Source organism: Actinosynnema sp. NPDC050436 (assembly GCF_040655415.1).
Lineage (GTDB): Bacteria > Actinomycetota > Actinomycetes > Mycobacteriales > Pseudonocardiaceae > Actinosynnema.
The window spans coordinates 674,555-698,693 of the sequence record NZ_JBFAJV010000002.1 but is presented as its reverse complement, the minus strand read 5'-3'; the positions used below and the strand labels follow the sequence as shown (position 1 = coordinate 698,693).

The 24,139-nt window shown below is 73.8% G+C and carries 29 protein-coding genes and 1 pseudogene; 19 read left to right on the top strand and 11 right to left on the bottom strand.

Annotated elements, in window-relative coordinates:
- The first annotated feature begins 75 nt into the window (after nucleotides 1-75).
- Both AB0I60_RS07340 and AB0I60_RS07335 read left to right on the top strand, forming a co-directional pair.
- On the top strand, nucleotides 76-1,005 hold the full coding sequence (locus AB0I60_RS07340; RefSeq protein WP_360726499.1) for a helix-turn-helix transcriptional regulator: 930 nt from the start codon (nucleotides 76-78) through the stop codon (nucleotides 1,003-1,005).
- Nucleotides 1,002-1,208 carry a DUF397 domain-containing protein gene (locus tag AB0I60_RS07335; RefSeq protein ID WP_360726497.1) on the top strand — a complete coding sequence of 69 codons (207 nt, stop codon included), beginning with the start codon at nucleotides 1,002-1,004 and terminating at the stop codon, nucleotides 1,206-1,208. The genes AB0I60_RS07340 and AB0I60_RS07335 overlap by 4 nt, the downstream gene beginning before the upstream one ends.
- A 69-nt stretch (nucleotides 1,209-1,277) precedes the next feature.
- On the opposite strand, the gene AB0I60_RS07330 is transcribed toward AB0I60_RS07335, so the two are convergent.
- From AB0I60_RS07330 to AB0I60_RS07320, 3 genes are all read right to left on the bottom strand, one after another.
- Nucleotides 1,278-1,673, bottom strand: coding sequence for a DUF1992 domain-containing protein (locus tag AB0I60_RS07330; protein ID WP_360726496.1), 396 nt, complete (start codon nucleotides 1,671-1,673; stop codon nucleotides 1,278-1,280).
- A gap of 74 nt (nucleotides 1,674-1,747) precedes the next feature.
- Entirely contained in the window at nucleotides 1,748-2,965 is a 1,218-nt protein-coding gene (locus AB0I60_RS07325) for a DUF6596 domain-containing protein (RefSeq protein WP_360726494.1), read from the bottom strand.
- The gene (locus AB0I60_RS07320; RefSeq protein WP_360726493.1) at nucleotides 2,962-3,366 is read right to left on the bottom strand and encodes a YciI family protein; all 405 of its coding nucleotides are present in this window, start codon (nucleotides 3,364-3,366) and stop codon (nucleotides 2,962-2,964) included. Before AB0I60_RS07320 ends, AB0I60_RS07325 begins: the two co-directional genes overlap by 4 nt.
- A gap of 221 nt (nucleotides 3,367-3,587) precedes the next feature.
- Between AB0I60_RS07320 and AB0I60_RS07315 the strand changes: the two genes are divergently transcribed.
- The 3 genes from AB0I60_RS07315 to AB0I60_RS07305 all read left to right on the top strand — a co-directional run bounded on the left by AB0I60_RS07315 (nucleotide 3,588) and on the right by AB0I60_RS07305 (nucleotide 5,944).
- Nucleotides 3,588-4,586: an NlpC/P60 family protein gene (locus AB0I60_RS07315; RefSeq protein ID WP_360726491.1), complete on the top strand. Its 999-nt coding sequence runs from the start codon at nucleotides 3,588-3,590 to the stop codon at nucleotides 4,584-4,586.
- 85 nt (nucleotides 4,587-4,671) lie between these two features.
- Nucleotides 4,672-5,607 (top strand): MerR family transcriptional regulator, encoded by a 936-nt coding sequence (locus AB0I60_RS07310; RefSeq protein ID WP_360726489.1) that lies wholly within the window; start codon nucleotides 4,672-4,674, stop codon nucleotides 5,605-5,607.
- Between the two features lie 49 nt (nucleotides 5,608-5,656).
- A complete protein-coding gene (locus tag AB0I60_RS07305; RefSeq protein WP_360726488.1) occupies nucleotides 5,657-5,944 on the top strand; it encodes a WhiB family transcriptional regulator in 288 nt (95 codons plus the stop codon).
- 112 nt (nucleotides 5,945-6,056) lie between these two features.
- Here AB0I60_RS07305 and AB0I60_RS07300 read toward each other — a convergent pair whose 3' ends face one another.
- The 3 genes from AB0I60_RS07300 to AB0I60_RS07290 all read right to left on the bottom strand — a co-directional run bounded on the left by AB0I60_RS07300 (nucleotide 6,057) and on the right by AB0I60_RS07290 (nucleotide 8,498).
- Nucleotides 6,057-6,524 (bottom strand): hypothetical protein, encoded by a 468-nt coding sequence (locus AB0I60_RS07300; protein WP_360726486.1) that lies wholly within the window; start codon nucleotides 6,522-6,524, stop codon nucleotides 6,057-6,059.
- 8 nt (nucleotides 6,525-6,532) lie between these two features.
- Nucleotides 6,533-7,363: a hypothetical protein gene (locus AB0I60_RS07295; RefSeq protein WP_360726485.1), complete on the bottom strand. Its 831-nt coding sequence runs from the start codon at nucleotides 7,361-7,363 to the stop codon at nucleotides 6,533-6,535.
- Nucleotides 7,364-7,847: 484 nt separating this feature from the next.
- Nucleotides 7,848-8,498, bottom strand: a complete 651-nt coding sequence (locus tag AB0I60_RS07290; RefSeq protein WP_360726484.1) for a hypothetical protein — start codon at nucleotides 8,496-8,498, stop codon at nucleotides 7,848-7,850.
- 117 nt (nucleotides 8,499-8,615) lie between these two features.
- Here AB0I60_RS07290 and AB0I60_RS07285 point away from each other — a divergent pair, with 117 nt between their 5' ends.
- Nucleotides 8,616-8,930, top strand: coding sequence for a metalloregulator ArsR/SmtB family transcription factor (locus AB0I60_RS07285; protein ID WP_360726483.1), 315 nt, complete (start codon nucleotides 8,616-8,618; stop codon nucleotides 8,928-8,930).
- Nucleotides 8,931-9,039: 109 nt separating this feature from the next.
- Nucleotides 9,040-9,360 carry a DUF3140 domain-containing protein gene (locus tag AB0I60_RS07280; protein WP_360726481.1) on the top strand — a complete coding sequence of 107 codons (321 nt, stop codon included), beginning with the start codon at nucleotides 9,040-9,042 and terminating at the stop codon, nucleotides 9,358-9,360.
- Nucleotides 9,361-9,429: 69 nt separating this feature from the next.
- Here AB0I60_RS07280 and AB0I60_RS07275 read toward each other — a convergent pair whose 3' ends face one another.
- Entirely contained in the window at nucleotides 9,430-10,713 is a 1,284-nt protein-coding gene (locus AB0I60_RS07275) for an NAD(P)/FAD-dependent oxidoreductase (RefSeq protein ID WP_360726479.1), read from the bottom strand.
- A 59-nt stretch (nucleotides 10,714-10,772) separates the two neighbouring features.
- On the opposite strand from AB0I60_RS07275, the gene AB0I60_RS07270 reads away from it, so the two are divergent.
- The 5 genes from AB0I60_RS07270 to AB0I60_RS07250 all read left to right on the top strand — a co-directional run bounded on the left by AB0I60_RS07270 (nucleotide 10,773) and on the right by AB0I60_RS07250 (nucleotide 16,257).
- Nucleotides 10,773-11,486, top strand: coding sequence for a beta-phosphoglucomutase family hydrolase (locus AB0I60_RS07270; protein ID WP_360726478.1), 714 nt, complete (start codon nucleotides 10,773-10,775; stop codon nucleotides 11,484-11,486).
- Nucleotides 11,483-13,819, top strand: coding sequence for a glycosyl hydrolase family 65 protein (locus tag AB0I60_RS07265; RefSeq protein ID WP_360726476.1), 2,337 nt, complete (start codon nucleotides 11,483-11,485; stop codon nucleotides 13,817-13,819). Before AB0I60_RS07270 ends, AB0I60_RS07265 begins: the two co-directional genes overlap by 4 nt.
- 328 nt (nucleotides 13,820-14,147) lie before the next feature.
- Nucleotides 14,148-14,306 carry a hypothetical protein gene (locus tag AB0I60_RS07260; protein ID WP_360726474.1) on the top strand — a complete coding sequence of 53 codons (159 nt, stop codon included), beginning with the start codon at nucleotides 14,148-14,150 and terminating at the stop codon, nucleotides 14,304-14,306.
- Nucleotides 14,307-14,387: 81 nt separating this feature from the next.
- The gene (locus AB0I60_RS07255) at nucleotides 14,388-15,602 is read left to right on the top strand and encodes a sugar ABC transporter substrate-binding protein (RefSeq protein WP_360726473.1); all 1,215 of its coding nucleotides are present in this window, start codon (nucleotides 14,388-14,390) and stop codon (nucleotides 15,600-15,602) included.
- 280 nt (nucleotides 15,603-15,882) lie between these two features.
- The gene (locus AB0I60_RS07250; RefSeq protein ID WP_360726471.1) at nucleotides 15,883-16,257 is read left to right on the top strand and encodes a hypothetical protein; all 375 of its coding nucleotides are present in this window, start codon (nucleotides 15,883-15,885) and stop codon (nucleotides 16,255-16,257) included.
- On the opposite strand, the gene AB0I60_RS07245 is transcribed toward AB0I60_RS07250, so the two are convergent.
- Entirely contained in the window at nucleotides 16,167-16,925 is a 759-nt protein-coding gene (locus AB0I60_RS07245; protein ID WP_360726469.1) for a hypothetical protein, read from the bottom strand. The two genes, AB0I60_RS07250 and AB0I60_RS07245, sit on opposite strands and share 91 nt — an antisense overlap.
- Before the next feature lie 62 nt (nucleotides 16,926-16,987).
- Here AB0I60_RS07245 and AB0I60_RS07240 point away from each other — a divergent pair, with 62 nt between their 5' ends.
- Nucleotides 16,988-17,488 carry a DUF2087 domain-containing protein gene (locus AB0I60_RS07240; protein ID WP_360726467.1) on the top strand — a complete coding sequence of 167 codons (501 nt, stop codon included), beginning with the start codon at nucleotides 16,988-16,990 and terminating at the stop codon, nucleotides 17,486-17,488.
- A 22-nt stretch (nucleotides 17,489-17,510) separates the two neighbouring features.
- Here the strand turns inward: AB0I60_RS07240 and AB0I60_RS07235 are convergent, their stop codons facing one another.
- Nucleotides 17,511-18,329: an aldo/keto reductase gene (locus AB0I60_RS07235; protein WP_360726465.1), complete on the bottom strand. Its 819-nt coding sequence runs from the start codon at nucleotides 18,327-18,329 to the stop codon at nucleotides 17,511-17,513.
- Between the two features lie 91 nt (nucleotides 18,330-18,420).
- Between AB0I60_RS07235 and AB0I60_RS07230 the strand changes: the two genes are divergently transcribed.
- Nucleotides 18,421-18,906 carry a winged helix-turn-helix domain-containing protein gene (locus tag AB0I60_RS07230; protein ID WP_360726463.1) on the top strand — a complete coding sequence of 162 codons (486 nt, stop codon included), beginning with the start codon at nucleotides 18,421-18,423 and terminating at the stop codon, nucleotides 18,904-18,906.
- A 17-nt stretch (nucleotides 18,907-18,923) separates the two neighbouring features.
- Here AB0I60_RS07230 and AB0I60_RS07225 read toward each other — a convergent pair whose 3' ends face one another.
- On the bottom strand, nucleotides 18,924-19,616 hold the full coding sequence (locus AB0I60_RS07225) for an ABC transporter permease (RefSeq protein ID WP_360726461.1): 693 nt from the start codon (nucleotides 19,614-19,616) through the stop codon (nucleotides 18,924-18,926).
- A complete protein-coding gene (locus AB0I60_RS07220) occupies nucleotides 19,613-20,506 on the bottom strand; it encodes an ABC transporter ATP-binding protein (RefSeq protein ID WP_360726460.1) in 894 nt (297 codons plus the stop codon). The genes AB0I60_RS07225 and AB0I60_RS07220 overlap by 4 nt, the downstream gene beginning before the upstream one ends.
- Nucleotides 20,507-20,623: 117 nt before the next feature.
- Here AB0I60_RS07220 and AB0I60_RS07215 point away from each other — a divergent pair, with 117 nt between their 5' ends.
- From AB0I60_RS07215 to AB0I60_RS07195, 5 genes and pseudogenes are all read left to right on the top strand, one after another.
- Nucleotides 20,624-21,736, top strand: a complete 1,113-nt coding sequence (locus tag AB0I60_RS07215; RefSeq protein ID WP_360726842.1) for a histidine kinase — start codon at nucleotides 20,624-20,626, stop codon at nucleotides 21,734-21,736.
- Entirely contained in the window at nucleotides 21,733-22,335 is a 603-nt protein-coding gene (locus tag AB0I60_RS07210) for a response regulator transcription factor (protein WP_360726458.1), read from the top strand. Before AB0I60_RS07215 ends, AB0I60_RS07210 begins: the two co-directional genes overlap by 4 nt.
- Nucleotides 22,336-22,384: 49 nt before the next feature.
- Entirely contained in the window at nucleotides 22,385-22,639 is a 255-nt protein-coding gene (locus tag AB0I60_RS07205) for a hypothetical protein (RefSeq protein ID WP_360726457.1), read from the top strand.
- Nucleotides 22,640-22,709: 70 nt separating this feature from the next.
- On the top strand, nucleotides 22,710-23,177 hold the full coding sequence (locus AB0I60_RS07200) for an SRPBCC family protein (protein WP_360726455.1): 468 nt from the start codon (nucleotides 22,710-22,712) through the stop codon (nucleotides 23,175-23,177).
- A gap of 93 nt (nucleotides 23,178-23,270) precedes the next feature.
- Nucleotides 23,271-24,010 (top strand): annotated as a pseudogene (locus AB0I60_RS07195) (ZIP family zinc transporter).
- Nucleotides 24,011-24,139 lie beyond the last annotated feature (129 nt).

The window sequence follows — 24,139 nt, the reverse complement described above, 5'->3', positions numbered from 1 at the left end:
GGGCAGGGAAAAGCTAAAGCCTGCATGTGCAGGTTGGGCAGTACACCATCGTGTGAACAACGAGCCCGACGCGCTTTGGCAGACTTACCGGGCACCGCGCGGAAGACGACGAGAGCAGAGGTGGACATGGCCGGCAGCGGCGCGAGCCCGACGGTCTTCAAGCGGCGGCTGGGTCGGGCGCTCTCGTCCCTGCGCGAGAGCGTGGGCCGGACGCAGGACAGCGCCGCCCGGGTGCTGGAGTGCTCACCCGCGAAGATCCGCCGGATCGAGGTCGGCGACGTCGCCATCCGCAGCGCGGAGCTGAAGGTGCTGCTCGACTTCTACGGCGCGACCAGGCAGGTCCGCAAGCCGATCGAGGAGCTGGCCAGGCAGGCCCGTCAACGCCGGACGCCCACCCCGTACGGCACCGTCCTGCCGGACTTCTTCCGCCGGTTCTTCAACCTGGAGCAGATCGCCGCCGAGGTGCTGCGCTACCAGGCCGAGGTGGTCCCGGGCCAGCTCCAGACGCCCGCGTACGCCCGCGCGCTGATCGACGCGAACCCCACCCGGCGCGAGCCGGACGAGGTCGACCGGCTGGTGGAGGCGCGGCAGGCCCGCCAGGCGCACCTGGTCGAGAGCGGCCAGCGGCTGCACCTGGTGCTGCACGAGGCGGCGGTCCGCACGGTGGTCGGCGGTCCGGAGGTGATGGGCGAGCAGTTGCAGCGACTGCGCGAACTCGCCGGCCTGGACAACGTGACGCTCCAGGTGGTGCCGTTCAGCGCGGGCGCGCACGCCGCCTCCAACTTCCCGTTCGTCATGCTGCGCTTCGCCGACGACCAGCGCCCCATCGTCTACCTGGAGAGCCTGACCTCCGCGAGTTCGATCGAGGACCCGGCGCACGTCGCCCAGTACGACAAGGTGTTCAGCCACCTGACCACCTCGGCGCTGGGCCCCGCCGAGAGCACCGACCTGCTGGCCGGCGTGGCGGGCGAACTGCTGCCCGCACCGGGATCTGACGGCCCGTGACCGGGATCCGGTGGCGCAGGTCCAGCCACAGCGGCGGGAACGGCGCGGACTGCGTCGAACTCGCGCACCACCGCGCCACCACGCTGGTCCGCGACTCGAAGAACCCCGGCGGCCCCGTGCTCGGCTTCCCCACCACGGGCTTCGCGGGCTTCCTCCGCACCCTCGCCGAGGAGCGTCCCGCTCCGACCGGCCGCGCCCGCTAACCGACCGCCTTCCCGCCGGGCGTCGAACCGCGACCGGCCGACGCCCGGTGTGAGGTCCGACCGAGCGGCTCAGCGGCGCGTGCGCCACTCCTCGACCACGTGCTCCACGTCGAACGGCATCAGGTTCAGCGGCGGGCCGGAGAGCGGCACGCGGATGGCGGCGGCGATCCGGTCGTTGATCCCGCCGATGATGCGCCGCACCTCCGCCTCGGAGGACGCGCGGCCGGCGGCCTCGCGGGCGTCGGCGGCGTCCTTGCGCAGCAGCAGGGTCGGCGGCAGCGCCGTCCCCTCCTCGCGCCGGAGCTTCTCCTTGACCCACCACAGCTCGTCGTGCGGCCCGGACAGCCCCGGCAGCGGCTTGCCCGCGCCGGGGAGGTCGTCGAACTCGCCCCGGTCCTGGGCCTCGCGGATCTGCCGGTCGATCCACGACTCGAAGCTCAGACCGGCGGGTTTGCGCTCCGTCACGGCCACCACCCCCTGGTGCCCAGGCTACCGGGCGCGCGACCGGCCGTGGGGCGTCGGACCGGTCCCGCCGCCGGTCAGGACCCGTCGCCGAGGTGGGCGAGCCGGGCGGCCTGGTCGAGCAGGTACCGGCGTTCCGGCGTGCTCGTGGTGCGGGCGGCGGCGATCCGGTAGTGCTCGACCGCCTCGGCCGCGTTGCCCGCCTTCTCGTGCAGGTGGGCGCGCACGGCGGCGGTCCGGTGGTGGCCGGGCAGCCTCGGCTCCAGCTCGGCGACCAGCGCCAGGCCCGTCTCCGGGCCGTGCACCATGGCGGCGGCGACGGCGCAGTTGAGCGACACCACCGGGTTGTCCGTCATGCGCTCCAGCAGCCGGTACAGGGCCAGGATCTGCGGCCAGTCGGTGTCCTCGGCGTGCAGCGCGTCGTCGTGCAGGGCCGCGATCGACGCCTGGAGCTGGTACTCGCCGATCGCGCCGCGCGCGGTGGCCGCCACGACCAGGTCGACGCCCTCGGTGATCAGCGCCGTGTCCCACCGCGACCGGTCCTGCCGCTCCAGCGGGACCAGCTCGCCGTCCGGGCCGGTGCGCGCGGGCCGGCGGGCGTCGGTGAGCAGCATGAGCGCGAGCAGGCCGGCGACCTCGGCGTCCTCGGGGAGCTGCGCGTGCACGGCGCGGGCCAGCCGGATCGCCTCGCCGGACAGCTCGGTGCGGTGCAGCTCGCCGCCGAAGCTGCTGGTGTAGCCCTCGTTGAAGATCAGGTAGAGGACGTGCAGCACGGACCGCAGACGGGCGGCCCACTCGTCGGGACCGGGCATGGCGAACGTGGACCCGGCCTTCTTCACGGTCTGCTTGGCGCGGCTGATCCGCTGCGCCATCGTGCTCTCCGGCACCAGGAACGCGCGCGCGATCTCGGCGGTGGTGAGGCCGCCGACCGCGCGCAGGGTCAGCGCGATCGCCGACGCGGCCGAGAGCGCGGGGTGGCAGCACAGGAACAGCACGACCAGCGTGTCGTCTTGCGCGGGGACCTCGCCGGGCGGCGGTTCGGCGGCGGTGGCGTCCTCGCGCCTGCGCCGGGCGGCCTCGCCGCGCCACTGGTCGGTCAGCTTGCGGGTGGCGACCTGGAGCAGCCAGCCGCGCGGGTTGTCCGGCACGCCGTCCTGCGGCCAGTGCACGGCCGCCGCGAGCAGCGCCTCCTGCACCGCGTCCTCGGCGAGGGCGAAGTCGCCGGAGCGGCGGGCGAGCACGCCGAGGACCTGCGGCGCGAGGTCGCGCAGCAGGTCCTCGACCGGCCCGGTCACAGGTCGGTCGCGGCCGGTGCGCTCATCAGCTCGCGGACCTCGATCCGCTGGCCGATCGGCACCCCGCCCGGCCCGGGTGCGGCGGAGGCTCGGGCGGCGATCTCCAGCGCGCGTTCCCGGGTCGTGTCGACCATCCAGTAGCCGGCGAGGAGCTCCTTGGACTCGGGGAACGGGCCGTCGGTCACGACCGGCGTGCCGGTGCCGGTGAACACGACGTTCACCGCCAGCTCGGGGGCGGCCAGGCCCTGGGCGTCGACCAGCTCGCCGTTGTCCGCCAGCTCCTTGCCCAGCGCCTGCTGGAAGTCGATGTGGTTCCTGACGTCCTCGGGCGACCACTGGTCCATCGGGGTGTCGCAGTTCGTGGTGCCGCCGTAGTTCATCAGCAGCAGGAACTTGGCCATGTCGGTCTCCTCGCTCGGCGGTCGCGCCCATCTTGGCGCTCCTACCCCCCGGACGGAGCCGCCCGCCCGTTCTCGACACCGGCGATTGTGACCCGCACCACTCGGCGGTCGGGGTGGGGCCCCCTGATGGACGAGCGGGTCCCCGCTCCGTAATCTGTCCGAGACCTGGACGGGGAGTAACCCGTTCGGGCGACTCGCTTCCGAGGGAGGACCGCGCGGTCGTGGCGTCGTACCCCGTTCAGCGCACCGTCCGCGCGGCACTGGCGGCCTCCGCCGTGCTGGCGCTGGTCGGAGGACTGTCCCAGCCCCTGGCAGCAGCAGATCCGGTACCGCCCAACGCCTCCGACGCGTTGAAGCGGTACAACGACCTCGCGCTGGAGGCGGAGAAGCTCAACGAGGAGCACCTGCGCGCCCAGGACGACCTGACCAAGGCGCAGGCGGACCTCGACCAGGCGCACCGCGACCTGGACACCGCCCAGCAGGCCCAGACCCGGCTGCGCGGGCACGTCGACCTGATCACCGAGGCGTCCTTCGAGGGCGCGCGGTTCAACCAGCTCTCGGCGATCCTGGTCAGCGACTCGCAGCAGGACTTCCTCAACCGGATGTCCGCGCTCGGCGTGCTGGCGGGCGGGAACGCCGAGGCCATGGACGGCCTGAGCGACGCCGTCGACAAGGCCGACGAGGCCGCCCGCCGCGCCACCGACGCCGCCGCGTCCGCCGACAAGGCGATCACCGACATCGACCAGCGCAAGGGCGCCCTCGACCAGCAGATCACCGAGGCGCGCAACGCCTACCGGGCGCTGCCCAAGTCCGAGCGGGACGCGCTGGGCGCCGACGGCTACCTGGGCGAGGTGCCGCTGCCGCCCGGTCAGATCGGCCAGGCGATGAAGTTCGCGCTCGCGCAGCGCGGCAAGCCCTACGTCTTCGGCTCCAACGGCCCCGACACGTGGGACTGCTCCAGCCTCATGCAGGCCGCGTACCGCGCGGCGGGCATCGCCATCCCGCGCACCACCTACGGGCAGGCGACCATCGGGCGCGAGGTGTCGCTCAACGAGGTCAAGCCGGGCGACCTGGTCATCTACTACTCGGGCCAGACCCACGTGTCGATGGCGATCGACGGCATCCGCGCCGTGCACGCGTCCACCGAGGGCGTGCCGGTCAAGATCCAGGACATCGAGTCGATCGGGCCGATCAGCACCATCCGCCGCGTCGTGGGCTGATCCGCGCCCGCGCTCGCGACCGGCCCGCTCCCGGGTTCCTCGTTATCATTCCCACCTGCGTATTCCTGGGGACGGCGGTGGGGCGGTGCACTGGAGGGCCGGCGCGGTCGCGCGGGTGCTCGGCGTCTCCCCCGTCACCCTGCGCACGTGGGACCGCCGCTACGGCCTGGGGCCCAGCACCCGCGAGGAGGGCCGGCACCGCCGGTACAGCGACCAGGACGTGGCCCGGCTGCGGGTGATGGTGCAGCTCACCGGGCGCGGCGTGAGCCCCGCCTCGGCCGCCGCCATCGCCCTGGACCGCGCCCCCGCGCCGGACAACGGCTCGGCGCCGGATCTCGGCGGTGCGGCGGGCACGGGCGGTGCGGCGGATCCCAGCGAGACGGCAGACCCGGGCGGGTCGCGGGAGCCCGACGACGGGGTGGACGAAGCTCGGGGGTTCGCGCAGGCCGCGTCACGCCTGGACTCCTCGCTGATGAGCGCGCTCGCGGCGGCGCTGGTCCGGCGGCGCGGCGTGGTCGGCGCGTGGGAGGGCGTGTTCGCGCCGTACCTGATCGCGCTCGGCGAGCGGGTTGCGGAGTCCGGCAGCGGGGTCGAGGTCGAGCACCTGGCGTCGGCCGCGATCGCCGGAGCGCTGCGGACCGACCCGGTGGCGAACGACCCGGTGGCGGTCGAGGGGCGGTTGCCCGCGCTGCTGGCCTGCGCGCCGGAGGAGCAGCACAGCCTGCCGCTGGACGCGCTGGCGGCGGCGCTCGCGGAACGTCGTTGCGCCACCCGGAACCTCGGCGCTCGGGTGCCGGCCGGCGCGTTACTCGATGCGGTGAACCTGTTGTCGCCCCGGGTCGTCGTGCTGTGGGCGCACGCAAACCGGTACGCGCGCCTGACACCGGTCGCTGAGCTGCTGGAACGCGGCGTGGCGGTGACGCTGGGCGGTGCCGGCTGGACGTCCGTCCCGGAGGGTGCGCGACTGCTGGGATCGCTCTCGGAGGCGGTCGATGCAGTACGCGAGTTGAACCGATTCTGAATCGAATTTAGGCTGTGCCGGGTCACCCCGACCACAGGACGTGATCACCATGCCGGAACTCTCCCGCCTGCCCCAGCCGGTCGCCGAGTCCTGGGACTGGCAGTTGAAGGGCCTGTGCCGGGGCATGGACAGCACGCTGTTCTTCCACCGGCCGAACGAACGCGGCATGGCCCGCGAGCACCGGGAGGCGCGCGCCAAGGCGGTCTGCGCCCGGTGCCCGGTGCTGACCGAGTGCCGCAACCACGCGCTCACCGTCGAGGAGACCTACGGGATCTGGGGCGGCCTGGGCGAGAGCGAGCTGCGCCGGCTCATTTCGTTGAACCACAAGCGCGACTGACGAACGCGGCCGACCCGCCTCGTGCCGGCTCCGACGGGAGTCGGTCGGGGACCGCCGGCACGAGCCGGGTCGGTGGGACAACTCGCAGGTACGACTCGAAGGCACGAGCCGGTCAGGTCGTTGCGGCGGCTGCGCTCCTGGGGCGCCACTGCGTGTAGCCCGCCCGCTCGGCCTCCTCGACCGACCGGAACGTGACATCGCCCTTCATCCGCCGGAAGTACGGCGAGGAGGCGGTGTGGAAGATCATCGACTTGGTGCTCCCCTTCACCTCGGTGACCGGCTCGGCCTCCACCTCGGTGACGGTGCCCGACTCGGTGCCTGCGTCCGGCCCACTGTCCACAGGGGACTCGGCAGCGGGGTGCGATTCGGCGTCGGACTGGATGTCGGCGTCGACGTGGGGTTCGGCGGGCTGTTCCGGGATGATCACCGCCGTCGCGGGCAGCGCCGGGCGGACGGCGAGGTGGGCGCGTTCAGCGCGCAGGTCGCGGATCGTGGTGCGCAGCGGCAGCCACGTCAGCACCGCTCCCGCGACGAACGCGAACGCGCACAGGACGAACATCTGGGCGAACAACCACAACACTGCCACTCCTAGCTGATCGAGACGTCTACCTGGCGCGCGGACGGGTTCGCGCTCTCCGGTCCGGCGTCGACGGTGGCGGTCGTCCGGATGCGGTCCGGGCGCACGCCTTGGGCCACGAACAGGTCGCGCACCAGACCTGCTCGCTGACGCGCGACCCCGCCGGGATCGGGGTGCTCGGCGGAGGCGTGGCCGGTGAGGGTGACCGTCGCCTCTGGCGCGACCAGCAGCAACCGGCCCACCCGGTCGACCAGCACCGGGCCGTGGCCCTGCCACGCGGTGGACAGCGGTTCGAACCGGAAGCCGCCGTTGTTCTGCACCATCGCGGTGATCGACCGCTGGAGCGCCACCACGTCGAGGTCCGACCGCGCCGCGCCGACCGCGTGGTCCCGGACGCCTGCCCGGTCCAACGCCTGCCGCAGCGCCGTCGCGCGCGTCTCGTCGGCGGCCGTGGCGCGGGCCGCGCGGGTGGAACCGCCGAGCACGGCGGTGAAGTCCGTCGCGCCCGAGGCCGCTGCGGCGGAGACCAGGCCGGCGGCGGTGGTCACCGGGACGGGGAGCCGATCACCGCCCGGGGTGAGCAGGTCGGTCACCCGGAGGGCGGCGGCCCCGGACCGGACGGCGTCCACGAGGGAGCGCCGCTCGGACTCGTCCGCGACGTCCCCGGCCAGCACCACCTCGTCGGCCCGGACGGCGAGCACGAGCCGCCCCGGCGCGGGCGACGGTGCGGCACCGGCCTCGCCCACCAGCCGCGTGCGGGCGAAAACCCCTGATCCCGCAAGGAGAGCGGGGATGACGAGGGCACCGACGAGCCACACTCGCCACGCTCGGGATGTGAACACCGGGCGTTCGTACCGGAAGTGCCGTGCCGGATGCCACCAGCGCCGGCCGTACCCGCAGGAAGCCGCGTGGCATTTCACCTGTCCAGGTGACACCGGAGCCGACGCGGCACCGGAGCCGATGAACCCGCGCGGATGTCGGGGGAGTCCTGTGCGGCGAGGTGTGCCCCGGCGCACGCGGCGTGCGGCGGCGGGGTAGGGTGTGGACTCCATGCCAGGACGCCGGGAATCCTCAGTCTTCCGGGCAGCACAGCACCAGACCGCAGCACCAGGCCGTAGCACCAGGCCGTAGCACCCAGGCCACCGCCGTGCCGACGCGTGATGGCCAATCGGTCGCCGTGCGGCGGGCGCAGTGCGACAGGTGGAAAACGGCAGCACGGATTGCCGCGCGTCGCCCGGGCTGCGACGAGCTGGTGGAGGTCACGCCCTCCGCTTCTCCTGCCGGAACCCCTCGGCCGCGATCAGCCGCGAGCCGGCCCGGTCACCTTCAAGCTGCCTGGGACATCACCCCCGTCCGGCAGCCGCAGCGGCGGCAGACCGGGTGGGCCGGCACCTGGACCACCTCGGCCAGCAGCCTGCGCGAGTCGTCGAACGTCGGCGCGCGCTGACCCGGCACCAGCAGGCCGTCCAGCACCTCCTGCCACCGCCGCGCCCGCGCGCGCGACCGCTCCACCGGGTCGGCCAGCCGGGCGCGCACCCGCGCCCGCGACTGCTCCTGGGCCAACCGCCCGGCCTCGCCCAGCGGGCGGCGCGGCCGGGGCTGGTGCAGGCGGGCGTTGCGGCGGTTGACCCGCCACCACTGCCCGAGGGTCATGCCGGCGACCGGGGGGCGCGCACGCTGCGCGCCCCCCTGCCACCACGACCAGAGACGCGCGCGGAGGAAGTCGTGCGCTACCTGGTCGCGGCTCCTGGGACGGCCCTGCCTGCTGCCATCCGGCTTGTTGTCCACGGCGGTGAGCAGGGCGTCGACGCTCCACCCCTCGGCGAACCACGGCTCGGCGACCGCGCGCACGCCGGCGCGGTCCGCGTCACCCCAGTTCGCGCGCAGGCAGAACGCCTCCACGGCCGTGTCGATCTCGACGTCGGTCTCGGGGATGACACGGCCCGGCCACTGCCGTGGATCAAGCTGTACGCGCATCCCTAGCTCCCTTCCGAACGCGTACCGAACACCTGTTCGACATAGTGCCAGGGGGGTACGACATTTTCGATGCCAGAAGGTTTGACTTATCTAAGCGACAACTTAACATTGCAGGTCATGCACGTATTCGAGGTTCTCGGAGATTCGGTCCGCCGCCGTCTGCTCGAACTCCTGGCCGACGGTGAGCGGACGTCGGGCGACCTCACCTCGGTGATCCGGGCCGAGGTCGGCATCTCGCAGCCGGCGGTCTCCCAGCACCTGCGCGTGCTCCGCGAGCACGGCCTCGCGCGCGTCCGCCCGGAGGGCACCCGGCGGCTGTACGCGGTCGACCGGCGGGGACTGCGCGAAGTGGAACACTGGCTGGAGAGGTTCCGGGAGCCCTATCGGCAGGACGAAGAGATACCTCCGGTCCAGGGACGCCCGACCGGGTGAAGAGCCACGCGACCGACGGAGCGACGGTCGCTTCTCGTCCTGCACGGCGTAATCGGGTTGAGCACATCGGCGGGTTTCGACCGCCCCGGAAGCGGCAACCCTCACGCCCATGAGTAACACCCTGTGGGACGAGTTCCACCGCGTCGTGAACATGACCTCCCACGAGCTGGAGGACTGGCTGCGCACGCGCGCGGCGGGCGAGGAGTCCGAGGCCCTGCCCGACCAGGCCGGCACGCCGACCGGCCAGGAGGTGCTGCGGGTGCTGCGCAAGAGGAGGACCGACCTGACCACCGAGGACGTCCGGGTGATGCGCAAGGTGGTGGACCGCGTGGAGGCCCAGCGCCGCGACGACCTGGAGCCCACCGCCGGCGAGGCCCACTGGCGGCACCGCCTGATGTCCATCGGGCACGACCCGCTCAAGCCCGCCTGACGCACCGCACGTTCAGGGCCGCCTGACGCACCACGCCGGATTTCCGACGTCCACGGGAGCGACGTCGGCTCAGCCGCGCCCGGCGTCCACCCGGTCGGCGTCGCCCAGCCGCACGCCCGCCGCCGGGACCAGGCCGAACTGCACGACCTGCCGGCGGGTCAGCAGACCGGTCAGCCAGTCCGCCGCCACCCGCACCCGGTTCCCGGGCATCGCCAGCAGGTGGTAGCCGCGCGCCACGACCTTCGCCGGCCACCCGGTCAGCGGCACGTGCAGCGGGTTGGCCACCGCCTGGCCGCCCGCGAGGTCGACCACGAAGCCGAGGTCGCGGTGCCGGTACTGGCGCGGGGTGCCGTGCCCGAGGGACGCGGCCACGTTGTGCGCGGCGAGCTTGCCCTGCCGCTCGGCGTGCTGGGCGGTCATCGGGGTGGGGTCGCCGCCGTTGAACACGTCCGGCACGGCCGCCACGTCACCCGCCGCGAACACGTGGGGGTGCCCCGGCACCGTCAGGTCCGTGCCCACCGCGAGCCGCCCTCGCACGGTCGGGAGGCCGAACGACTCCACCAGCGGGTCGGGGCGCACGCCGACGCACCACACGGCGGTCTTGGTCGGCACCTCGGTGCCGTCGCTGAGCTTCGCGCAGGTCGCGGTCACCTCGGACACGGTCGTCTCCAGCCGCACGTCGACGCCGCGCGACCGCAGCACCTTCAGCGCCGGCCCGGAGAGCCGCTCGTCGAGGCCGGGCAGCACCCGGGGCGCCAGGTCGACCAGCACCCAGCGGATGGGCGGCACCTTGCGGTTGCGGGCCGCCGCCTCGGCCAGCCGCTGCCCCTGCGCCACCAGTTCGGTGCCGGTGTACCCCGCGCCGACCACGACGAACGTGGTGCGCGCCGGGTCGCCGTCCTGCTCGGCCAACTCGATCTGGCGCAGCACGTGGTCGCGCAGGTAGACCGCCTCGGCCACCGACTTGAACCCCAGCGCGTGCTCGGCCACGCCGGGCACGGACATCAACCGGGTGACGCTGCCGGCGGTGAGCACGAGCCGGTCCCAGTTCAGCTCCTGTGACCGACCTTCCACGTCGACCGCCGTGCACGTGCGGGCGTCCAGGTCCACGCTGGTGGCATGTGCCAGCACGAGCCGGGTCCGGGGCAGTCCCGGGCGCAGCGGCACGGCGACCCGGCGCGGGTCGAGCGTGCCTCCCGCCACCTCGGGCAGCAGCGGGACGTAGAGCATGTGGTCGGCGGGGTTGACCACGACCAGTTCCGCGTCGTCCGCCGGCAGCGCCTTCTCCAGGCCCCGCAGGCAGTGGAACCCCGCGAACCCCGCGCCGACGACCAGCACCCTCGGCTTGCCCATGGTGCGACCACCTCCCGGATCTCCGGGTACCCAAGGAAGGGAACGGGTAGACACCGATCATGAACCTCGGTCTGCCGGACGGGATCACCGCCTGCCTCTTCGACCTCGACGGGGTGCTGACCAGCACCGCCGTCCTGCACCGCCGCGCGTGGCGGCGCACGTTCGACGACTTCCTCCGCCCGCGCGGCGAGCCGCCGTTCACCGAGGAGGACTACCTGCGGTACGTGGACGGCCGACCGCGCTACGACGGCGTGCGGACCTTCCTGGCGTCGCGGGGCATCACCCTGCCCGAGGGCACGCCGGGCGACCCGCCCGACCAGGACACCGTCCACGGCGTCGGCAACCGCAAGAACGAGTTGATCGACGCGATCATCCGGGACGAGGGCGTGACCCCCTACCCCGGCTCGGTCCGCTACCTGGAGGCGGTGGCCGGCACGCTCGCCATCGGCGTGGTGACGTCCTCGGCGAACGCCGACCGGGTGCTGGACGCGGCCGGCCTGACCCGGTTCGTGCAGGCCAGGGTGGACGGCCTGGTCATCGCGCGGGACGGGCTGGCGGGCAAGCCCGCGCCGGACTCGTTCCTGGCCGGGGCGCGGGCGCTGGGCGTGCCACCGGCCGGCGCGGCGGTGTTCGAGGACGCGCTCTCGGGCGTCCAGGCGGGCCGCGCGGGCGGGTTCGGGCACGTCGTGGGCGTGGACCGGGCCGGTCAGGCGGCGGCGCTGCGCGAGCACGGCGCGGACGTGGTGGTCGAGGACCTGGCGGAGCTGCTGTGACGGGCTACGACGTCGAGCCGTGGCTGCTGCGGTGGCGCGGGCTGTCCGTGCCGGACCTGCGGCGGACGGAGTCGACCTTCGCGCTGGCCAACGGGCACATCGGGATGCGCGGCACGCTCGACGAGGGCGAGCCCAGGGGGCTGCCGGGCACGTACCTCAACGGCTTCTACGAGGAGCACGCGCTGCCCTACGGCGAGGCCGGCTACGGCTACCCCGAAGCCGGCCAGACGGTCGTGAACGTGACCGACGGCAAGGTCATCCGGCTGCTGGTGGAGGACGAGCCGCTGGACATGCGGTACGGCCGGGCGCTGGAGCACGAGCGGGAGCTCGACTTCCGGGCCGGCACGCTGCGCCGCCGCACGGTGTGGGAGTCGCCCACCGGCCGCCGGATCACCGTGCGCAGCGAGCGGCTGGTGTCGTTCACCCAGCGCGCGGTCGCCGCGATCCACTACGTGGTGGAGCCCGAGGACGCCCTCCAGCTCGTGGTGCAGTCCGACCTGCTGGCCAACGAGCCGGTGGAGCACCGGGCCGGCGACCCGAGGGTGGCGGCGGCGCTGGACTCGCCGCTGGTGGCGGAGTTCGCGTGGGCCGAGGGCAAGCGGGCGGTGCTGGCGCACCACACCCGCAACTCGGGGCTGCGGGTCGCCGCCGGGATGGACCACGAGCTGGCCGCCGCCGACGGCGTGCGCAGCCGCATCCACGTGGAGGACGACCTGGCGCGGTTCACCGCCGCCGTGGACGTGCCGGCCGGGGAGTCGCTGCGGCTGACCAAGTACCTGGGCTACGGGTGGTCGGCGCAGCGCTCGGTGCCGGCGCTGCGGGCGCAGGTGGACGCGGCGCTGGCGGGCGCGCGGCAGACCGGGTGGGAAGGTCTGCTGGCGGAGCAGAAGGCGTTCCTGGACGACTTCTGGGAGGTCGCCGACATCGAGGTGGACGGCGACGCCGAGCTCCAGCAGGCGATGCGGTTCGCGCTGTTCCACATCCTCCAGGCCGGGGCGCGCGGTGAGACCCGGGCCGTCCCGGGCAAGGGGCTGACCGGTCCGGGCTACGACGGGCACGCGTTCTGGGACAGCGAGATGTTCGTGCTGCCGGTGCTGACCTACACCGTGCCGGACGCGGCGCGGGACGCCCTGCGCTGGCGTCACTCCACAGTGGACAAGGCGAAGGAGCGCGCGCAGGTGCTCGGGCAGCGCGGGGCCGCGTTCCCGTGGCGGTCGACAAACGGTGCGGAGTGCTCGGCGTACTGGCCGGCGGGCACGGCGGCGTTCCACGTCTCCGGCGGCATCGCGCACGCGGTCGCGCAGTACCACGCGGCGACCGGCGACGAGGAGTTCGACCGCGAGTGCGGGACCGAACTGCTGGTGGAGACCGCGCGGTTGTGGATGTCGCTGGGGCACCACGACAAGCACGGCGGGTTCCGGGTGGACGGGGTCACCGGGCCGGACGAGTACTCGGCGATCGTGGACAACAACGTTTACACGAACCTCATCGCGCAGAAGAACCTGCGGGAGGCGGCGGCGGCGTGCGAGCGCAACCCCGGTGCGGCGTCCGCCTTGGACGTGCACCCGGACGAGCGCACGGCGTGGTTGGAGGCCGCCATGCGGATGCGGATCCCGTTCGACGCGCTGCTCGGCGTGCACCAGCAGGCCGAGGGGTTCACCGCGCACGCCGAGTGGGACTTCGAGGGCACCCCGGCCGAGGACTACCCGCTGCTGCTCAGCAAGCCGTACTTCGACCTCTACCGCAAGCAGGTGATCAAGCAGGCGGACCTTGTGCTGGCCATGCACGTCCGGGGCGACGCGTTCACCGCCGCCGAGAAGGCCGCGAACTTCGCCTACTACGAGGCGCGGACGGTGCGGGACTCGTCGCTGTCCGCCGGCACCCAATCGGTGCTGGCGGCCGAGGTCGGCGCGCTCCAGCTCGCCTACGACTACCTCGCGGAGGCGGCCTTCACCGACCTGCACGACCTGCACGACAACGTCCACAACGGACTGCACATGGCGTCGCTGGCGGGTGCGTGGATCGCCGTGGTGGCCGGGTTCGGCGGGATGCGCGACCACAGCGGGCTCACCTTCGCGCCGCGCCTGCCACCGGGCCTGGACCGGATGGCGTTCCGGATGTCCTACCAGGGCACCCGGTTCTCGGTGGCGATCACCCGCGACGAGGTGACCTACCGGATCGTCTCCGGCGGGCCGCTGCGCACCGCGCACCACGGCGAGTCGGTCGTGGTCGAGCCCGGTGTGCCGGTGGTGCTGCCGGTCCCGCCGCCGCCGACCCCGCCCGAGGTGCACCAGCCGGTGAACCGGGAGCCGCTGCGGCGGGTGCCGGGATGACGGCGACCGCTCCGGGCCGGCGGTCCACAACGGCCTGACACCGGGCCTACCGACCGAACCGACGCGTGTGCCCGGCCGGGGCTCCTGGGGGGAGTGGAGCCCCGGCCGGGTCTTCGCAGGCGGCCTGGGGGGGCGGTGGCCGCCTACGCCATCATCGTGCGAACGGGTGACCCCGTTACCGATGATCGGACACGGTGCGTAAGGCGGGACGTTTGCCATGCCCTCAGGGCCGTATTTCCGCAGATGTGCGGTTTAATTCGGCCGATGGGTAACCCACACAGGTGAGATGGGCGGCGCGCGGCCGGCCCGCCGGACAGTATCCCGGGGCGTGAGCTCAACACCGATCTACGACGAGCTGGCGGCCACGTACCTCGTGGACGTCGAGCCGCCCGGTCGCGCGGGTCCCGAGGCCGAGGCCGAGCGGCAGGACCGCCCGCCGGTGCCGCCCGGGGTCGACGGCCGGCCGGGCGATCGGCCGCAGCCCTGATCTTGACATCCCGTCCGACACCGGGGTAGGACGGCGTGACGTCCGATTGACGAGGCCGCCGCCTGGGTCGAGAGGTGCGGGATGAGTGTGCGGGCACTGCTCACGGCGGTCCTCCTGGTGGCCGTCGCGGCGTGCGGCGGCGGGCCGGAGCCCGCCGACGAGGTGACGCTGACCTGGTGGGACTACCTGGACCACTCCCCCATGGCCGACCAGGCGGTCGGGCAGCTGGTCAAGCGCTACCAGGACGCCCACCCCGGCGTGGAGATCCGGCGGACCGCGATCCCGCGCGCCGACTTCGACGCCAAGCTGGCGCAGGCGGTCGCGGCGGGCACGTTCCCGGACATCGCCGCCGTCGACGTGGCCGCGCTGCCGAGGCTGGCCGAGCAGGACGTGCTGGCCGACCTGACGCCCCACTACTCGTCGTGGGAGGTGAAGGACCGGTATTTGGAGCCGGTGCGGGAGAGCGTCCGGCACCGGGACAGGTTCTACGGCGTGCCGCTGCGCACCAGCACCACCGCCCTGCTCTACAACCGCGACCTGTTCGCCGCCGGCGGCGTGGCGGAGCCGCCCCGGACGTGGGAGGAGCTGCGCGCCACCGCGCAGGCGCTGACCGCCGGCGACCGGTGGGGGCTGTGCTTCGCCGCGAGCGAGGGCGGGTCGGCCGCGACCTTCCTGCCGCTGCTGTGGCAGGCCGGCGGCGAGCTGGGCGACGTCGGCGGCGAGGCGTCCGTGCGTGCACTGTCCTTTGTGGACGGAGTGCTGAACGTGGACCGCAGCGCGCCGCAGGACGTGTTGCGGTGGAACGACTCCGACGTCGAGCGCGAGTTCGCCGCCGGGCGCTGCGCGATGATGGTGAACGGGCCGTGGAGCGCGCCGGCGCTGAACTCCGCCGGGCTGGACTGGGGCGCGGCGGCGCTGCCGAGCGGGCCGGCGGGCAGCGGCGCCCTGCTGGGCGGCGAGGCGTGGGTGCTGGGCAAGGCCGGGCGGCACGCCGACCGGGCGTGGGACGTGCTGCGCTGGCTGGCCGAGGAGCGCGACAACGTTACCGAGTTCGGCGCCGCGCTCAACGCCCTGCCCAACCGGTCGGACACCGTGGACGAGCTGGCGTGGCGGTGGGACCCGAACGTGCCGGCGTTCGTCGGGCAGCTCGCCGGGTCGCGGGTGGTCTACGGGCCCCGGTACGCCGAGGTGTCGGCGGCGCTGTCGACCATGGTGCGCCAGGTGCTGGGCCGCGAGCGCCCCCCGGCCGAGGCCGCGCGGGACGGCCGGGCGAAGCTGGAGCCGCTGCTGCGCTGAACCGCCCACAAGACCACCCCTCACGCCCGGCCGGCCCGCACCGCCCACCCGCCGCCGCCGGGCGCGGCCTGCGCTGCGCCGACCCGGACCACACCCGGACGCCGGCACGTCCCACCCGGACCGCCCGTCACCCGGTGGTGGCGTGACGCGCGGCCGTCCGAGCCGACCTCTACCCACCCCACGCCCGGCAACACCACGCGATGGGGTGGACAACTGGCCCGGCGAGAGGGAAAACCCCTGGTAGGGCGTGCGGCGAGGACGTGGACGGGTATCCGGGACCATGCGCAAGGCGGCGGTGAAGGACGGCCCCGCGCCCGGTGACGCCAGGCAACAGCTCAGCCGGGCGCAGGTGCTCGCGCTGGTCGTGGGCTCCCTCCAGATCGTGGTGGCGCTCGTGCCCGTGCTGCCGCTCGCCGCCGGCAACCAGGCCCTGCACGTGTGCACCGGCCTGGTCGGCGTGCTGCTCGCGTGGAAGCACGGGTGCGCGCGCCTCTACGGCATCGCGCTCCTCCTGGTCTACGGCAAGCTCCTGATCGCGGACGTGGCGACGTCGACCCAGTGGCTTCAGCTCCCGACGCCGGAGACCGTCGCGTACGGACGGGCCGCGCTCGCCGGCCTGGTCATCGCGCTCGTCCCGGCGGTCACCCGGCGGTAGTCGCCGGCGGTCATCGTGCCGTCCGGGTGGAACCGGAGCTTGGGGCTCGTGCTGCGGGCGATCGACTCGAACATCGACAGGTCCCGGGGCGTGGTAGGCCGCCAGTACATGTGGGCACCGTGCGTGACGCCCATCTCCCGGTCGATCATCGTGGCCACCGCGCGGTCGTAGCGACCGGTGGTGAGTGGACGGCCGCCGGACGCCCGGATGTCGAACACGTCGTGGTCACCGGTCAGCGGCCGGAGCCTGCCCCGGCGGTCGAAGCCGTGCACCACGCCGTCCTGCACGAGGTACTCGCCGCGCCGTTCCAGCAGCGCCATCTTCGCGCCGAGGACGTCGAACTCGTCGCTGCGCTGGGTGAACCGGCTCCACAGCCGCTCCGTCACGCCGTGGCGGGGTAACAACGGCCGGAAGAAGCCGACCAGGCCCCGGTGCCGCGACCGCGCGCCCAGCCGGACGTCCAGGTCGTCGATCGTCTTGGCCTTCACCGGCTCGGGCTTGGGCAACGCGCCGTCCCGCAGCCACGACACGGCGTGCGGGTTGGTGCCCCGCACGTCGATGACGAGGTCCTGCTCAGCGGCCACCTGCTGGAACTTGCGGGCGTGTTCGGTGGGCATTCCGAAGACGGGCTCCACCGACGCCAGGGGGAAGAGGTGATCAGTGCGCACGGGTATTAAGGTCCGCCCCTAAAGGGCGTGCACCGGAGGCCCGGGTTCGGTTAGCTCTTGACGTGACCCCAGACGCACTGATCGGGCTGCTCGCGGACCCCCTGCGACTACGTGTCGTGTCCGCCTTGGTGCTGGGCGCCCGCAGCCCGGCGGAGATCGCCGAGAAGACCGGTGTGGACGCCCGGCGGGTGGAGGTGGCGCTGCGCAGGCTGCGCGCCGCCGGCCTGGTCGCCGGGCAGCCCGGCGAGATGCTGGTGCGGCAGGACCTGTTCGAACGGGCCGCCCGGGTCGAGCGACCGCCGGAGGATCCGTTCCTGCGGGACGGTCGCCTGGTCAGGCTGCCCGCGCAGCGCGGGCGCAGGCGTGCCGTGCTGGAACGGGTGTGCGCCGCGTTCGAACCGGGCCGCCGCTACTCGGAGCGGGACGTGGTCGAGGTGTTGCGGCGCTGGTGCGACGGCGGCGAGGTCGACCACGTGACGGTGCGGCGGTACCTCGTGGACGAAGGGCTGCTGGACCGGGCCGACGGCCTGTACCGGCGGTCCGGCGGCCCGGTCGGGGGGTGAGCGGAGTGGACTCTTCCCGGTTCTAGTTGAACTCGTCCGGGTGCGGGCCCACCCGCTCGCCGGTCTCCAGGCCGGCGATCCGGTCCAGGTCGTCCTGGTCCAGCTCGAAGTCGGTGATCGCGAAGTTCTCCGCGATCCGGCTCGGCGTCACCGACTTGGGGATCACCACGTTGCCCAGGTGCAGGTGCCACCGGAGCACGACCTGCGCCGGGGTGCGGCCGTGCTTGCCGGCGATCGAGGTGACCACCTCGTCGCGCAGCAGGTCGCCGCCCTGCGCGAGCGGGCTCCACGCCTCCGTGGCGATGCCGTGCGCGGCGTGGAACCGGCGCAGCTCCTCCTGCTGGAACCGGGGGTGCAGCTCGACCTGGTTCACCGCCGGCACCACGCCGGTCGCCTCGATCACGCGTTCGAGGTGGGGCACCTGGAAGTTGGACACGCCGATCGCGCGCACCCGGCCCTCGGCCAGCAGCTCGCCCAACGCCCGCCAGCTGTCGACGTACCGGTCGCGGGCGGCGGCCGGCCAGTGGATGAGGTACAGGTCGAGCCGGTCGAGGCCGAGCTTGGCCAGGCTGGTGTCGAACGCGCGCAGGGCCTCGTCGTGGCCCTGGTCGGTGTTCCAGAGCTTGGTGGTCACGAACAGGTCGTCGCGGGGCAGCCCGGAGACGGCCACGGCCCGCCCCACCGGCTCCTCGTTGCCGTAGGCGGCGGCGGTGTCGATGCTGCGGTAGCCCACCCGCAGCGCCTCGGCGACCGCGTCCTCCGTGTCCTGAGTGGACACCTGGAACACGCCGAAACCGATCTGCGGCATGATGACGTCGTTGTTGAGCTTGATGGTCGGCATGGGGCCATCATGTCCCGTGTCAACGCCTCCCACCTCTTGGACGGCGTTGACGCCCTTCCCGCGCGGCTGGTCCGATCTCACCGTGGCCGTCGTGAGAGCAATCCCGGACGTGACGACCGTCGACGTGACGGTCGTCATCCGCCTCAGCGCGCCGACCGCCCGGGTGGTGGACACCGCCGCGCACCTGGCCGAGGTGCTGCGCAGCGCGCTGGACCTGCCCGAGGCGGACGTGGTGGTGGACCTGCCGGTCCCGCGCTCCGAGCCGGACCTGCGCATCCTGGCGGACTCCCGCCGGGTGCTGCACCGGGGCGTGGACGTGGAGCTGACCAGGCTGGAGTTCGACCTGCTGCACCACCTGTGCACCCACCCCCGCCAGGTGCACCGCCGCACCGCGCTGATGACCAGCGTGTGGGGGTCGACCAGCTTCGTCGACACCCGGACGGTGGACGTGCACGTGCGCCGGATCCGCCGCAAGCTGGGCGACGCGGCGTCGTTGATCACCACCGTGCGCGGGGTCGGCTACCGGGTGGACGACCCGTTCGGGGTGTCCGTGGAGCACGACGCCCTGGCCGGCTGACCCCGCGCACCGGGGCCTCAGGTCCGGGCGTCCCAGCGGAACAGCCGGACCGACAGGGCGCACCCGGCGACCGTCCACGCGAGCAGCGACAGCGCCGCCAGTTCCGGCCGGCCGTCACCGCCCCAGGCGACGCGCACCAGTTCCGCCACCCCGCCGCCGGGCAGCAGCAGGCGGCGCAGGTCGGACGACGCCGTCGCCCACAGCCCGCCCACGACCAGGGCCAGGAAGAACGGCCCGGTGGTGATCTGGGCCAGCTCGGCGGTCGAGGTGACGCCGCTGGTCGCCACCCCGGCGGCGGCGCTCATCAGCACCCCGCCCACCACCGCGAGCAGCAGCGCGCCCGGGTGGTCCGGCAGCGGGGCGCCGGCGACCAGGCTCACCACCAGCAGCACCGCCACCTGCGCGAGCGCCAGCAGCACGGGCGGCAGCACGACCCCCGTCAGCACCACCGCGTCGGACGCCACCCCGGTGCGCAGCCGCTTGAGGTAGAGGTCCTGGCGGCGGGACGTCAGCGACGTCGTGATCGTCACGTACGCGGTGAACCCCATGCTGCCCAGCAGTTGCAGCGCGACGACCACCGGCCAGCCCTCCGGGCCGATCGAGGCGGCGAACCACACGCCGGCCGCCAGTGGCATCGCGAACGCCAGCGCGGCGGCGGTCCGGTTGCGCAGCAACATCTTCAGCTCGGCCACGCCCAGTGCGGTGATCACGCCGCCGTCACCTGCCTCGTCGCGTGGAACACGTCCTCCAAGGACGCGTGGTGCGCCCGCAGCCGGGCCAGCTCCAGCCCGTCCCGCCGCGCCCACCCCAGCAGCGCGTCCAGGTCGTCCTGCAACCGCCGGGTGCGTACGTCGACCCGGCCGGACGGCACGTGCACCACGTCGCCGGCCATCATCGGCAGGGCGCCCACGTCCAGCCCGGCCGGCAGGTCGAACGAGATCCGCGCGGGCTGCGCGGCCAGCACGTCCACCAGCGCGCCGGAGACCGCCACCCGCCCCGCGTGCAGGATCGCCAACCGGTGCGCCAGCGACTCCGCCTCCTCCAGGTAGTGCGTGGTCAGCAGCACGGTGGTGCCCCCGGCGAGCAGCTCGCGGACCACCTCCCAGGTGCGCTGCCGCGACTCCGGGTCCAGCCCCGTGGTCGGCTCGTCCAGGAAGAGCAGCTCGGGCTCGCCGAGCACCGCGAGCACCAGGTCCAGCCGCCGCCGCTCGCCGCCGGAGAGCTGCTTGGTCCGCACGTCCCGCCGGTGGGCGAGGTCGAGCCGTTCCAGGGCGTCACCCCGGTAGCCGCGACGCCACAGCCGGACCACCTCCCCCACCGTCAGGTCCGCCGGAAAACCGCTGTCCTGCAACATGATCCCGGTCCGCGCCCGGATCGCCGCCCGGTCCCGGCCCGGGTCCACGCCCAGCACCCGCACCCGGCCGGCGCTGGGCGCGCGCAGCCCCTCCACGGTCTCCAGCAGGGTGGTCTTGCCCGCGCCGTTCGTGCCGAGCAGGGCGAACAGCTCCCCCGCCGCCACCTGGAGGTCGACCCCGCGCACCGCCTCGAAGTCCCCGTAGCGGCAGCGCAGCCCCGCCACGTCGATCACCGGATTCCGCATACCGCCGATCGTCGCGCCGGGCCGGGCGCGGCGGCAGTGCCCCACCGCACCGGTCCCCGTGACAGATGTCAGCAGACAGCGGGGTGATCCGGCTCGTAGATTCGTGGCGTGACGACGATGCGCAGCCTGCGCCGCTGGACCTGGTGGTCGGTGACCGGCGCGGGGGCGATGGTCGCCGTGGTGACCACCCTGGACCTGTCCACCGGCCGCTACGGGCCGCTGGGGACGCCGCTGCTGGCCGTGGCGGTGGTCCTGGTGTCCGTGCAGCACGCCCGCTACCTGTGGCAGGCGATGGGCGGCCTGGGGCGCGGCGGGCTGCGCACCGCCGAGCACCTGGCGACCTTCGCGGTGGCGCTGGCCGCGCTCGCGTTCGCCGGCCACCACACCCCGGTGCCGATGGCCTGGTACCTGCTGCCCGCCGCCGTGATCGCGCACGTGGTGGCCAACCGGCCGCCCGGGTCACGGCTGGTCGTCGTGGTCGGCGGCACGGCGGTGGCCGTCCTGGCGGGCGGCGTGCTGCGCTCGCCGGACCTGGTCGGCTCGCTGGTGATGCCGGTCGTGCTGGTCGCCATGTTCGTGGTGGCCGACCTGGCGCAGCTCTGGTTCTGGGACGCGGTGCTCAAGCTGGACCGGGGCCGGCAGACCTCCGAGGCCCTGGCGGTGGCCGAGGAGCGGCTGCGCTTCGCGGCGGACCTGCACGACGTCCAGGGCCACCACCTCCAGGCCATCGCGCTCAAGGGCGAGCTGACCGCGCGGCTGATCGGCCGGGACGACGACGCGGCCCGCCGGCACGCCGAGGAGGTGGCGGAGCTGGCCCGCACCGCGCTCAAGGAGACCCGGGACGTGGTGCTGGGCTACCGGCGGGCGAGCCTGGGCACCGAGATCACCAACGCGGTGGGCCTGCTGCGGGCGGCCGGCATCGAGACCTCGGTGTCCGGCGACGCGGCCGACGTGCCGCCGCCGTTGCAGCCGCTGTTCGGCGCGCTGGTCCGGGAGGGCACCACGAACGTGCTGCGGCACAGCCGGGCCCGGCGGTGCGACGTGGACATCCGGGTGGTGGACGGCCGGGTCAGCGTGCGGCTGCGCAACGACGGCGTGCGGCCGGACGACGAGGCGGGCGACGGCTCGGGGCTGGCCGGGCTGCGCGAGCGGTTCGCCACCGTCGGGGGTCGGGTCGAGGTCGACGCGGGCGCGGCCGATTTCGCCCTGGAGGGGTCGGTGCGGTCGTGATCCGGGTGGTGCTGGCCGACGACGAGGACCTGATCCGGGGCGCGCTCGCCGCGCTGCTGGAGCTGGAGGACGACCTGACCGTGGTGGCGCAGGCCAGCGACGGCGACGCCGCCGTCGCCGCCGTGCGGGCGCACCGGCCGGACATCGCGGTGTTCGACCTGGAGATGCCGGGTCGTGACGGCGTGCTGGCGGCCGAGGCGGTGCGCGGGCTGGACGGCGTCGCGGTGGTCGTGGTGACCCGGCACGCGCGGCCGGGCGTGCTGCGGCGGGCGCTGAGCGCGGGCGTGCGGGGTTTCGTGCCCAAGACCACACCGGCCGGCAAGCTCGCGTCGATCCTGCGCGACGTGCACCACGGGCGCCGGTACGTGGACTCCGAGATCGCCGCCGCCGCGCTTACCGAGGACGCCTGCCCGCTGACCGCGCGGGAGCTGGACGTGCTGCGGCACGCGCTGCGCGGCGGCACGGTGACCGCCATCGCGCAGGAAGCCCACCTGGCGGCCGGAACGGTGCGCAACTACCTGTCGTCGGCGATGACCAAGCTCGGCGTGAGCACGCGGTACGAGGCCGCCCGGCTGGCGTGGGACGAGGGCTGGATCTGAGCGTGGCCGCCGCGCCCCCGGGGTACCCGCCGTCCGGAGAGGAGGCGCGATGACGTTGCAGCGCAAGGCCCGGAAGGTCGGTGACCGCAGGGAACCCAAGGGCCGCAACGGTCCTGCGAGGCGGACGGGGTCGGACACCGACGCGTCCGCGTCGCCGACCAAGGCGCACCTGTACGACCTGGCGAAGCGGTTCGACGTGCCCGGCCGGTCGTCCATGACCAAGGCCCAGTTGGCGGAAGCCGTTGCGCGGGCGAGGGCGAGCCGGCGGCGGGTCGCGTCCACCAGGTACTCCGCCGGTTTCTGATCTCCCATGTGTGGGATCACGCCCCACGGGTACCCGAGTGTCGTACTCGAGATGAGGAAGAGGTTGTCAAGTGACGACGATCGAGAAGTCCGTGGACGTCGCCGTGCCGGTCACCACCGCGTACAACCAGTGGACCCAGTTCGAGTCGTTCCCGCGCTTCATGGAGGGCGTGGAGAGCATCACGCAGTTGACGCCCACCCGCACGCACTGGGTGACCAAGGTCGCCGGCGCGCAGCGCGAGTTCGACGCCGAGATCACCGAGCAGCACCCGGACGAGCGGGTCGCGTGGCACTCCGTCGACGGTCCGCGCCAGGCCGGTGTGGTCACCTTCCACCGGTTGGACGAGCGGACCACGCGGGTGCACCTCCAGATGGAGTTCGACCCGGACGGGTTGACCGAGAAGGCGGGCGCGGCGCTGGGCGTCGTGGACCACCGCATCTCCGGCGACATGAAGCGGTTCAAGGAGTTCATCGAGGGTCGGGGTGCCGAGACCGGCGCGTGGCGCGAGGACGTGAACCGTCCTCCGCAGGCCCGCTGACCTTCGGGTTGCCCACCGCGCCCGCCGCGACGACCCTTCGTCGCGGCGGGCGCGGTGGCGTTCGCGGGTCCGGACGAACGCGGGAGGCGTCGGGTGTTCGCAGCGGCGGGGTGGGGACTGCCGGCCGGGTCGGCGTTGCTGGTCGGCGCTCTGATCGGGTACCTGGCGAAGGTGCCGCGCGGCGTGATCGCCGCCGTGATGGGCTTCGGCAGCGGGGTGCTGATCTCGGCGGTCTCGTTCGACCTGGTCGACGAGGCCCACTCGCGGGCGGGCCTGTGGCCGACGGCCGTGGGGACGGCGGCGGGCGCGGTCGTGTACACGGCGGCGAACGTGCTGCCGGCCAAGCGCGGCGCACGGCACCGCAAGCGGTCCGGCGGGTTGCAGCCCAGCGAGGACCAGCAGAGCGGGTCGGGCACGGCGATCGCGGTCGGCGCGCTGCTGGACGGCATCCCGGAGTCGGTGGTGATCGGGGCCGGCCTGATCGGCGGCGGCGGGGTGAGCCTGGTGACCGTGGCGGCGGTGTTCACCAGCAACGTGCCGGAGGGCCTGTCCAGCGCGGCCGGGATGCGCGGCGCGGGCCGCAGCCCCCGGTACGTGTTCGGCCTGTGGACCGGGATCGCCCTGATCAGCGGCCTCGCGGCACTCCTGGGCAACGTCGTGCTCGCGGACGCGCCCGCCTCCTGGCTCGCGGGCATCACGGCGTTCGCGGGCGGTGCCATCCTGGCGATGATCGCCGACACCATGACCCGGAGGCGTTCGACGACGCCCACCTCCTGGTCGGTCTGGTGACCGTGGCCGGCTTCCTGACCGCCTTCACCCTCTCGCACGTCTGACGGCACGCCCCCGCTGAGTCCACTCAGGACACTCCCGGCACAGATCGCGCTCGACGGGCGGTGCACGAGCAGGTGCACGTGCGGGCCGGACGCCGGAGGGGCGGTGCCCCCTGGTCACCGCCCCTCGAC